Genomic DNA, 10,798 nt, shown 5'->3' on the forward strand with positions numbered 1-10,798 from the left:
TCCCCATGTGAGAGTAGGTCATCGTCAAGATTAAATTCCGAAACCCCTGATTGCTAACGCAATCAGGGGTTTTGTTTTGGGCGGTCGAAAACAACAACTCACTTCGCGTGCAGCCTCTGACGGGGCGCCGTATCAAGAACCGTCTGGTTGCTCCAAATCAACAGTGTTGCGGTTAATCCGGACATAGTAATCAGCCTGAGCTGTCGCGAACGCTTTTGTGCGACCAGCAGTGCTAAATCCCGTCCTTTCTATGCAATGACCTTGCGCATGGCTATCATGCGTGCCTCATTGTGAGGCGATGCTTGCATGCTGACGTTGTTAACACTTCTCAAAGATGGTCGATTCCACTCCGGAGAGGCGCTGGGTGCTGCCCTGGGTGTCAGCCGCAGTGCTGTTTGGAAGCAGCTCCAGCATCTGGAGTCCGAATTGAACCTGCCCATCCATAAAGTTCGTGGCAGGGGGTATCAGCTGGCATCTCCATTGGTGTTCTTGAATGATGAAGAAATTCAAGGGCATGCTCCGGCTTTGACGTGGCCTGTTTACATCTCAGATTCCATAGACTCCACCAATGCCGAGGCCTTGCGCCTCGTCGACGCCGGTTGCGCGGCGCCATTTCTGGTGCTTGCGGAGCAGCAAACAGCAGGAAGGGGTAGGCGGGGTCGTAAGTGGGTCAGTCCGTTCGCTCAAAACCTGTATTACAGCCTCGTATTGCGCATTGACGGGGGGTTAAGGCAATTGGAGGGGCTTAGTCTTGTCGTGGGATTGGCGGTCATGCAGGCCCTGCGTGAGCTGGGCGTCCAGGCTGCTGCATTGAAATGGCCGAACGACGTTCTGGTTGGGCAGAAAAAAATTGCCGGCATCTTGCTGGAATTGGTTGGGGATCCCGCTGATGTTTGTCACGTTGTCCTCGGTGTAGGGATCAACGTAAATATGCAGAAGACCGCAGAGGTCGATCAGCAGTGGACGTCGGCGCAGTTGGAGACAGGTTCCCCTGTCGACCGTAATCACTTGGTCGCACGGCTTGGGCTGCAACTGCAAAGTCACCTGGAGCGACACAAGGCTTCGGGCTTTGCTGCGCTCCAGGAAGAGTGGGAGCGAAATCATTTGTGGCAGGGTAAGCCAGTATCTCTTATCGCGGGTGTTAACCAGATTGATGGTGTGGTGCTGGGTGTTGATCACCAGGGCGCGCTTCGGCTGAGTGTCGAGGGTGTCGAGAAAATATATAGCGGCGGTGAGCTAAGCCTGAGGTTGCGTGATGATTCTTGAGCTCGACTGTGGGAATAGCTTTATCAAGTGGCGTGTGCTCGATTCGCCTATGGCCAGGGCGTCCGCTGAGGGTGTTGTCGGCTCGGACCTTGAATTGATCGAGGGCCTGAAGGCGATCCCGGGGCTGTCATTGACGCGTTGCCGCCTGGTAAGTGTTCGGGCCGCTGAGGAGACCGGGCAACTGGTTGAGGCTTTGCAGGGGGCATTTGGGGTTGTTGTGTCTTGTGCTGCTTCGGCGAGAGAGATGGCGGGTGTACGTAATGGTTACGAAGAGTTTGAGCGTCTTGGGCTAGATCGTTGGTTGGCAATGCTCGGTGGTTTCAAGCTGGCATCAGGTGCCTGTCTGGTGCTTGATTTCGGTACCGCCGCCACTGCGGACTTTATTGCTGCCGATGGTGAGCACCTTGGCGGTTTCATTTGCCCGGGAATGCCCCTTATGCGCAGCCAGTTGCGAACGCACACACGCAAGATCCGCTACGACGATATTGCGGCGGAGCAGGCCCTGGCGCGCCTCTCGCCAGGGCGCACGACTGTTGAGGCCGTTGAGCGGGGTTGTACGCTGATGCTCAGGGGGTTTGTTTTGACCCAGCTTGAGTTGGCTCGAAGCTATTGGGGGGATGACTTCACGGTTTTTCTGACTGGCGGGGGTGCTGACCTGGTCTCCGATGCCGTGCCTCACGCTCGTTTTGTTCCTGATCTGGTTTTTGTTGGTCTGGCGATGGCGTGTCCTTTGTCCTGAGGTATTTATGCGTTGGCTGTTTTTGCTTTTGCTCGTTCTCAATGCCTTCTATTACATCTGGCATCAACAGGAAGCCCCGTTGCGCGCTAAGGATGTAACGCCTCTGAGCCTCTATAAGGGCTCTCAGCAGGATATTCGCCTATTGAGTGAATCCTCTGACCCCATGGTTCGGCGCGACCGAGTAAAAGCGCCTGACGCACAAAATACCTGTCTATACATTGGTGGCTTTGCTGATCAGCGTCAGGCTCAGTCGGTCGAGCAGCGCCTCATAAGCCTGGATATAAAGGTCAAAGTGCTTCTCCTCAATACGCCTGACGCCTCCGGTTATTGGCTGCGTGTGGCCCCTGAAAGCAGGAGGCTGGCTGACGATCTGCCGTTTGAAAACCTTGCTAAGGAATTCAATGAGTTAAAACATAAAATAATGTTGTGCGAAGGCGTTGCAACTGTCGAATAGTTTGCATAGAATGGCGCCCGCTTCGCAGTGAAGACCTTTACGGTCTACAGGGTGAAACGAAGGTCAACGCAGCTAACCTCATATTTTTAATGAGAAAATGCTTGACAGAAGGCCGGCGTGATGTAGAATGCCGGCTCGCTTAGGAGGGGTTCCCGAGCGGCCAAAGGGATCAGACTGTAAATCTGACGTCTACGACTTCGAAGGTTCGAATCCTTCCCCCTCCACCATTTTTAGCGTGAGCTGCAAGCTCCGCGGGTATAGTTTAGTGGTAGAACCTCAGCCTTCCAAGCTGATGATGCGGGTTCGATTCCCGCTACCCGCTCCAAGTTTGCAGGTTGTGCGATGTGTTTTGCTCTTGTAGCTCAGTTGGTAGAGCACACCCTTGGTAAGGGTGAGGTCAGCGGTTCAAATCCGCTCAAGAGCTCCATATAACAAGGCAGATATGAAAATATCTGCCTTTGTTTTAACAGCTGCCTCGGCTTGTTGGTGTCGCATTTGGCTTTATGGTCAAGTGATTTCAGGTCTAGTGGGGTTGGTTGTTGTAAAGTCTTTTTCAGGCCTGCATAATGGTCGGCCTGATTTTGTTTTAGGTCAGTAGCTCAATTGGCAGAGCGACGGTCTCCAAAACCGTAGGTTGGGGGTTCGATTCCCTCCTGACCTGCCAGATTCACGTGGTGTGTCTGGCTTTCTTTTCACAGGATCTTCATAGATGACTCCTAAGGCTGAAGCTCAAAGCTCTCGTTTCGATCTGGTCAAGTGGCTCGTAGTAGTCGCATTGGTGGTCGTAGGCGTTGTTGGCAATCAGTACTACTCTGCTTCGCCGATCCTGTACCGTGTACTCGCTTTGCTCGCTCTTGCTGCTGTAGCTGCCTTTGTAGGCCTGCAGACTGCCAAAGGCAAGTCTTTCGCGGTCCTGGTAAAGGAAGCTCGCACCGAAATTCGTAAAGTCGTTTGGCCGACTCGCCAAGAAACCACGCAGACCACGTTGATTGTTGTGGCTGTTGTTCTGGTTATGGCGTTGCTGTTGTGGGGGCTTGATTCCCTGCTCGGCTGGCTTGTTTCCTTGATTGTTGGCTAAGGGTGTCCCGTGGCTAAGCGTTGGTACGTTGTGCATGCTTACTCGGGTTACGAGAAGCATGTTATGCGCTCTTTGCTAGAGCGCGTAAAGCTCGCAGGCATGGAAGATGGCTTCGGCGAAATTCTGGTTCCCACTGAAGAAGTGGTTGAAATGCGCAATGGCCAGAAGCGCAAAAGCGAACGCAAGTTCTTCCCTGGCTACGTGCTGGTTCAGATGGACATGAATGAAGGTACTTGGCACTTGGTCAAGGACACTCCTCGTGTCATGGGTTTTATCGGCGGTACCGCTGATAAGCCTGCTCCGATCACTGACAAAGAGGCGGAAGCAATTCTGCGTCGCGTTGCTGACGGTAGCGACAAGCCTAAGCCGAAGACGTTGTTCGAGCCGGGTGAGGTTGTTCGTGTCACAGATGGTCCGTTTGCTGATTTCAACGGCACCGTCGAAGAAGTTAACTACGAAAAGAGCCGGATCCAGGTGGCAGTGCTCATTTTCGGTCGCTCTACTCCGGTAGAGTTGGAGTTCAGCCAGGTCGAGAAGGTCTAGCTGAGCAAGCATCCCAACCCCGCAGCCTTAGGCTGTGGGGTTTTGTCGTCACTGGGATAAACGCGCAAGTAACCGGGGAGCCTTTCGAGGCGTTTGAACCCGTAATTGGAGTGCCTCATGGCCAAGAAGATTACCGCTTACATCAAGCTGCAAGTGAAGGCCGCTCAGGCCAACCCAAGTCCACCTGTCGGCCCGGCTCTGGGTCAGCACGGCGTGAACATCATGGAATTCTGCAAGGCCTTCAACGCCCGTACTCAGGGTCTTGAGCCAGGTCTGCCGACTCCAGTGATCATCACTGTATACAGCGACCGTAGCTTCACTTTTGAAACCAAGTCGACCCCGGCTTCGGTTCTGCTGAAGAAAGCTGCCGGTCTGACTAGCGGTTCCGCTCGTCCTAACACCGTTAAGGTTGGCACCGTAACTCGTGCTCAGCTGGAAGAAATCGCGAAAACCAAAAACGCGGATCTGACTGCAGCTGATATGGATGCAGCCGTGCGTACCATCGCCGGTTCTGCTCGTAGCATGGGCCTTAACGTGGAGGGTGTGTAATGGCTAAGCTGACCAAGCGCCAAAAGGCTATCGCCGGCAAAATCGAAGCAGGCAAGGCCTACAGCTTTGTAGACGCCGCTGCCCTGCTGACCGAGCTGTCGACTGTCAAGTTCAGCGAGTCCGTTGACGTTGCTGTAAACCTGGGCGTTGACCCACGTAAATCCGACCAGGTCGTTCGTAGCGCTACTGTGCTGCCACACGGTACTGGCAAGACTGTACGTGTTGCTGTCTTCACCCAAGGCCCGGCAGCTGAAGCTGCTCTGGCCGCCGGCGCTGATCGCGTTGGCATGGACGACCTGGCTGCCGAAATGAAAGGCGGCGACCTGAACTACGACGTAGTCATTGCTTCCCCGGATGCAATGCGCGTTGTAGGTCAGTTGGGTCAGATCCTCGGTCCACGTGGTCTGATGCCTAACCCTAAAGTCGGCACCGTAACTCCAGACGTAGCTACCGCGGTTAAAAACGCCAAGGCTGGTCAGGTTCGTTATCGCACCGACAAAAACGGCATCATTCACACCTCCGTTGGCAAAGTCGGCTTCGATGCCGTCAAGCTGAAGGAAAACGTTGAAGCCCTGATCGCTGATCTGAAGCGTATCAAGCCAGCTTCTTCGAAAGGTATCTACGTCAAGCGCGTTACCCTGAGCACCACTATGGGCCCAGGTCTGGTCATCGACCAAGGTTCGCTGGACGTATAAGAGACACATTGGCGCGAGAGATCGCGTCAATTGAAAAAATTGGGGTCCCTGCCTGGCGGGGGCTATCCAAGACCGTAGGCGGCGCAAGCCTTAAACCTCAAGCCTACGCAGATGGTGCTCCCGGTTCCTTACCGAATCAGACACCAAAACGACATCCGGCTTCGGCCAGATGAAACGGTAACAAGCAGGAGTTAAACCCGTGGCAATTAATCTCGAAGACAAGAAGGCCATCGTCGCTGAAGTCAACGAGGCTGCCAAAGCTGCTCTGTCCGCTGTCGTGGCTGATGCCCGTGGTGTGACAGTAAGCGCTATGACCGGACTCCGTAAAGAGGCTCGTGAAGCTGGCGTATACGTACGTGTTGTACGTAACACCCTGCTCAAGCGCGCTGTTGCTGACACTGAATACAGTGTCCTCAACGACGTGTTCACCGGCCCGACTCTGATCGCGTTCTCCAAAGATCACCCGGGCGCTGCTGCCCGTTTGTTCAAGGAATTCGCCAAGAGTCAGGATAAGTTCGAGATCAAGGCAGCTGCGTTCGAGGGCAAGTTCCTCGCAGCTAACCAAATCGACGTACTGGCAACACTGCCGACCCGTAACGAAGCTATTTCTCAGCTGATGAGCGTGATTCAAGGCGCTACCAGCAAGTTGGCTCGTACTCTGGCCGCAGTTCGCGAGCAAAAAGAAGCTGCCGCAGCCTAAGGCTGAGCATCTCCTTTCGCGTATTTTTGTTTATTTCGATGGCCGCGTAGGCCGTCCCCCAATTCAGGAAATACAGTAATGTCTATCTCCCAAGAAGATATCCTCAACGCCGTAGCTGAAATGTCGGTTCTGCAGGTTGTTGAGCTGATCAAAGCTTTCGAAGAAAAATTCGGCGTTTCCGCTGCCGCTGCTTCCGCTGGCCCAGCTGTTGCTGCTGTTGCTGCTGAAGAGCAAACCGAATTCAACGTCATGCTGCTGGAAGCTGGCGAGAAGAAAGTAAACGTGATCAAGGCAGTTCGTGAACTGACCGGTCTGGGCCTGAAAGAAGCCAAGGCTGTAGTTGACGGCGCTCCTGCCCAGGTTCTGGAAGCAGTGTCGAAAGACGCCGCTGACAAAGCTAAAGCAGTGCTGGAAGAAGCAGGCGCTAAAGTCGAGCTGAAGTAAGCATCGACCTTGCGTCTCCAGCCCAAGCGTTAAGCTGAAGGCTGATGGCTGGTGGCTCTTGCCACCGGCCTTTTTCCGTTCTTGGCTGTCGACTCGGTCGCCGCCAATTACGCGCTGTAACCACCCGATGCGGTGGTGCAAACCATGGGGTTTGCAAGATTTTCTGGCTGCTCCCGTCGGAGGGGCCAAACAAGCAGGTGACCAAGCTGGGGAACGCTGATGGCTTACTCATATACTGAGAAAAAACGTATCCGCAAGGACTTTAGCAAGTTGCCGGACGTCATGGATGTCCCGTACCTTCTGGCTATCCAGCTGGATTCGTATCGTGAATTCTTGCAGGCGGGAGCGACCAAAGATCAGTTCCGCGACGTGGGCCTGCATGCGGCCTTCAAATCCGTTTTCCCGATCATCAGCTACTCCGGCAATGCTGCGCTGGAGTACGTGGGTTATCGCCTGGGCGAACCGGCATTTGATGTCAAAGAATGCGTGTTGCGCGGTGTTACGTACGCCGTACCTTTGCGGGTAAAAGTCCGCCTGATCATTTTCGACAAAGAATCGTCGAACAAAGCGATCAAGGACATCAAAGAGCAAGAAGTCTACATGGGCGAAATCCCACTGATGACTGAAAACGGTACCTTCGTAATCAACGGTACCGAGCGTGTTATTGTTTCCCAGCTGCACCGTTCCCCGGGCGTGTTCTTCGACCACGACCGCGGCAAGACGCACAGCTCCGGTAAACTCCTGTACTCCGCGCGGATCATTCCGTACCGCGGTTCGTGGTTGGACTTCGAGTTCGACCCGAAAGACTGCGTGTTCGTGCGTATCGACCGTCGTCGCAAGCTGCCGGCCTCGGTACTGCTGCGCGCGCTCGGTTACACCACTGAGCAGGTGCTGGACGCTTTCTACACCACCAACGTATTCAGCCTGAAGGATGAAACCCTCAGCCTGGAGCTGATTGCTTCGCGTCTGCGTGGTGAAATTGCCGTTCTGGATATTCAGGACGAAAACGGCAAAGTGATCGTTGAAGCGGGTCGTCGTATTACTGCGCGCCACATCAACCAGATCGAAAAAGCCGGCATCAAGTCGCTGGAAGTGCCTCTGGACTACGTCCTGGGTCGCACCACCGCCAAGGTTATCGTTCACCCGGCTACAGGCGAAATCCTGGCTGAGTGCAACACCGAGCTGAACACCGAAATCCTGGCAAAAATCGCCAAGGCCCAGGTTGTTCGCATCGAGACCCTGTACACCAACGACATCGACTGCGGTCCGTTCATCTCCGACACACTGAAGATCGACTCCACCAGCAACCAATTGGAAGCGCTGGTCGAGATCTATCGCATGATGCGTCCTGGTGAGCCGCCAACCAAAGACGCTGCCGAGACCCTGTTCAACAACCTGTTCTTCAGCCCTGAGCGTTATGACCTGTCTGCGGTCGGCCGGATGAAGTTCAACCGTCGTATCGGTCGTACCGAGATCGAAGGTTCGGGCGTGCTGTGCAAGGAAGACATAGTCGCGGTACTGAAGACTCTGGTCGACATCCGTAACGGTAAAGGCATCGTCGATGACATCGACCACCTGGGTAACCGTCGTGTTCGCTGCGTAGGCGAAATGGCCGAAAACCAGTTCCGCGTTGGCCTTGTGCGTGTTGAGCGTGCGGTCAAAGAGCGTCTGTCGATGGCTGAAAGCGAAGGCCTGATGCCGCAAGACCTGATCAACGCCAAGCCAGTGGCTGCGGCGGTGAAAGAGTTCTTCGGTTCCAGCCAGCTTTCCCAGTTCATGGACCAGAACAACCCGCTCTCCGAGATCACCCACAAGCGCCGTGTTTCCGCACTGGGCCCGGGCGGTCTGACCCGTGAGCGTGCAGGCTTCGAAGTTCGTGACGTACACCCGACGCACTACGGTCGTGTTTGCCCGATCGAAACGCCGGAAGGTCCGAACATCGGTCTGATCAACTCCCTGGCCGCTTATGCGCGCACCAACCAGTACGGCTTCCTCGAGAGCCCGTACCGCGTGGTGAAAGACGCTCTGGTCACCGACGAGATCGTATTCCTGTCCGCCATCGAAGAAGCTGATCACGTGATCGCTCAGGCTTCGGCCACGATGAACGACAAGAAAGTCCTGATCGACGAGCTAGTAGCTGTTCGTCACTTGAACGAGTTCACCGTCAAGGCGCCGGAAGACGTCACCTTGATGGACGTTTCGCCGAAGCAGGTAGTTTCGGTTGCAGCGTCGCTGATCCCGTTCCTGGAACACGATGACGCCAACCGTGCGTTGATGGGTTCCAACATGCAGCGTCAAGCTGTACCAACCCTGCGCGCTGACAAGCCGCTGGTAGGTACCGGCATGGAGCGTAACGTAGCCCGTGACTCCGGCGTTTGCGTCGTGGCTCGTCGTGGCGGCGTGATCGACTCCGTTGATGCCAGCCGTATCGTGGTTCGTGTTGCCGATGATGAAGTTGAAACTGGCGAAGCCGGTGTCGACATCTACAACCTGACCAAATACACCCGCTCGAACCAGAACACCTGCATCAACCAGCGTCCGCTGGTGAGCAAGGGTGATCGCGTTCAGCGTAGCGACATCATGGCCGACGGCCCGTCCACCGACATGGGTGAACTGGCACTGGGTCAGAACATGCGCATCGCGTTCATGGCATGGAACGGCTTCAACTTCGAAGACTCCATCTGCCTGTCCGAGCGTGTTGTTCAAGAAGACCGTTTCACCACGATCCACATTCAGGAACTGACCTGTGTGGCACGTGATACCAAGCTTGGGCCAGAGGAAATCACTGCAGACATCCCGAACGTGGGTGAAGCTGCACTGAACAAGCTGGACGAAGCCGGTATCGTTTACGTAGGTGCTGAAGTTGGCGCAGGCGACATCCTGGTAGGTAAGGTCACTCCGAAAGGCGAGACCCAACTGACTCCGGAAGAGAAGCTGCTGCGTGCCATCTTCGGTGAAAAAGCCAGCGACGTTAAAGACACCTCCCTGCGTGTACCTACCGGTACCAAGGGTACTGTCATCGACGTACAGGTCTTCACTCGTGACGGCGTTGAGCGTGATGCTCGTGCACTGTCCATCGAGAAGACTCAACTCGACGAGATCCGCAAGGACCTGAACGAAGAGTTCCGTATCGTTGAAGGCGCGACCTTCGAACGTCTGCGTTCCGCTCTGGTAGGCCATAAGGCTGAAGGCGGCGCAGGTCTGAAGAAAGGTCAGGACATCACCGACGAAGTACTCGACGGTCTTGAGCATGGTCAGTGGTTCAAACTGCGCATGGCTGAAGATGCTCTGAACGAGCAGCTCGAGAAGGCTCAGGCCTATATCGTTGATCGCCGCCGTCTGCTGGACGACAAGTTCGAAGACAAGAAGCGCAAACTGCAGCAGGGCGATGACCTGGCTCCAGGCGTGCTGAAAATCGTCAAGGTTTACCTGGCAATCCGTCGCCGCATCCAGCCGGGCGACAAGATGGCCGGTCGTCACGGTAACAAAGGTGTGGTCTCCGTGATCATGCCGGTTGAAGACATGCCGCACGATGCCAATGGCACCCCGGTCGACGTCGTCCTCAACCCGTTGGGCGTACCTTCGCGTATGAACGTTGGTCAGATCCTCGAAACCCACCTGGGCCTCGCGGCCAAAGGTCTGGGAGAGAAGATCAACCGTATGATCGAAGAGCAGCGCAAGGTTGCTGACCTGCGCAAGTTCCTGCACGAGATCTACAACGAGATCGGCGGTCGCAACGAAGAGCTGGACACCTTCTCCGACCAGGAAATCCTGGATCTGGCGAAGAACCTGCGCGGCGGCGTTCCAATGGCTACCCCGGTATTCGACGGTGCCAAGGAAAGCGAAATCAAGGCCATGCTGAAACTGGCAGACCTGCCGGAAAGCGGCCAGATGCAGCTGTTCGACGGCCGTACCGGCAACAAGTTTGAGCGCCCGGTTACTGTTGGCTACATGTACATGCTGAAGCTGAACCACTTGGTAGACGACAAGATGCACGCTCGTTCTACCGGTTCGTACAGCCTGGTTACCCAGCAGCCGCTGGGTGGTAAGGCTCAGTTCGGTGGTCAGCGTTTCGGGGAGATGGAGGTCTGGGCACTGGAAGCATACGGTGCTGCATACACTCTGCAAGAAATGCTCACAGTGAAGTCGGACGATGTGAACGGTCGGACCAAGATGTACAAAAACATCGTGGACGGCGATCACCGTATGGAGCCGGGCATGCCCGAGTCTTTCAACGTGTTGATCAAAGAAATTCGTTCCCTCGGCATCGATATCGATCTGGAAACCGAATAACACGTGACGCGAATCGAGAGCGGGGCTGTTTAGCCCG

General features: G+C 55.2%; 10 protein-coding genes and 4 tRNA genes. All 14 read left to right on the forward strand.

Going from position 1 to position 10,798, the window contains the following annotated elements; translation table 11 throughout:
* Nucleotides 1–306 precede the first annotated feature (306 nt).
* Nucleotides 307–1,266, forward strand: a complete 960-nt coding sequence (gene birA / locus AOA59_RS20595) for a bifunctional biotin--[acetyl-CoA-carboxylase] ligase/biotin operon repressor BirA (protein WP_099488897.1) — start codon at nt 307–309, stop codon at nt 1,264–1,266.
* Nucleotides 1,256–2,005 (forward strand): pantothenate kinase, encoded by a 750-nt coding sequence (locus AOA59_RS20600; protein WP_099488898.1) that lies wholly within the window; start codon nt 1,256–1,258, stop codon nt 2,003–2,005. Before birA ends, AOA59_RS20600 begins: the two co-directional genes overlap by 11 nt.
* A gap of 7 nt (nt 2,006–2,012) precedes the next feature.
* On the forward strand, nt 2,013–2,459 hold the full coding sequence (locus AOA59_RS20605; protein WP_099488899.1) for a hypothetical protein: 447 nt from the start codon (nt 2,013–2,015) through the stop codon (nt 2,457–2,459).
* A 142-nt stretch (nt 2,460–2,601) separates the two neighbouring features.
* Nucleotides 2,602–2,686, forward strand: a tRNA-Tyr gene (locus AOA59_RS20610).
* Nucleotides 2,687–2,710: 24 nt separating this feature from the next.
* A tRNA-Gly gene (locus AOA59_RS20615) sits at nt 2,711–2,784 on the forward strand.
* Between the two features lie 26 nt (nt 2,785–2,810).
* Nucleotides 2,811–2,886, forward strand: a tRNA-Thr gene (locus AOA59_RS20620).
* Between the two features lie 161 nt (nt 2,887–3,047).
* Nucleotides 3,048–3,123: transfer RNA gene (locus tag AOA59_RS20625), tRNA-Trp, on the forward strand.
* 45 nt (nt 3,124–3,168) lie between these two features.
* Nucleotides 3,169–3,537 carry a preprotein translocase subunit SecE gene (gene secE, locus AOA59_RS20630; protein WP_003232399.1) on the forward strand — a complete coding sequence of 123 codons (369 nt, stop codon included), beginning with the start codon at nt 3,169–3,171 and terminating at the stop codon, nt 3,535–3,537.
* Between the two features lie 9 nt (nt 3,538–3,546).
* Nucleotides 3,547–4,080 carry a transcription termination/antitermination protein NusG gene (nusG, locus tag AOA59_RS20635; protein ID WP_003176436.1) on the forward strand — a complete coding sequence of 178 codons (534 nt, stop codon included), beginning with the start codon at nt 3,547–3,549 and terminating at the stop codon, nt 4,078–4,080.
* A 117-nt stretch (nt 4,081–4,197) separates the two neighbouring features.
* On the forward strand, nt 4,198–4,629 hold the full coding sequence (gene rplK / locus AOA59_RS20640; RefSeq protein WP_003176435.1) for a 50S ribosomal protein L11: 432 nt from the start codon (nt 4,198–4,200) through the stop codon (nt 4,627–4,629).
* A complete protein-coding gene (gene rplA / locus AOA59_RS20645; RefSeq protein WP_032884532.1) occupies nt 4,629–5,324 on the forward strand; it encodes a 50S ribosomal protein L1 in 696 nt (231 codons plus the stop codon). Before rplK ends, rplA begins: the two co-directional genes overlap by 1 nt.
* 199 nt (nt 5,325–5,523) lie before the next feature.
* Entirely contained in the window at nt 5,524–6,024 is a 501-nt protein-coding gene (gene rplJ, locus AOA59_RS20650) for a 50S ribosomal protein L10 (protein ID WP_056861893.1), read from the forward strand.
* A 78-nt stretch (nt 6,025–6,102) separates the two neighbouring features.
* Entirely contained in the window at nt 6,103–6,468 is a 366-nt protein-coding gene (rplL, locus tag AOA59_RS20655; protein WP_010566858.1) for a 50S ribosomal protein L7/L12, read from the forward strand.
* 219 nt (nt 6,469–6,687) lie between these two features.
* Entirely contained in the window at nt 6,688–10,761 is a 4,074-nt protein-coding gene (gene rpoB / locus AOA59_RS20660; RefSeq protein ID WP_017135961.1) for a DNA-directed RNA polymerase subunit beta, read from the forward strand.
* The last annotated feature ends 37 nt before the right edge of the window (nt 10,762–10,798 follow it).

Source organism: Pseudomonas sp. 2822-15, assembly GCF_002742515.1.
GTDB classification, from domain to species: Bacteria; Pseudomonadota; Gammaproteobacteria; order Pseudomonadales; family Pseudomonadaceae; genus Aquipseudomonas; species Aquipseudomonas salomonii.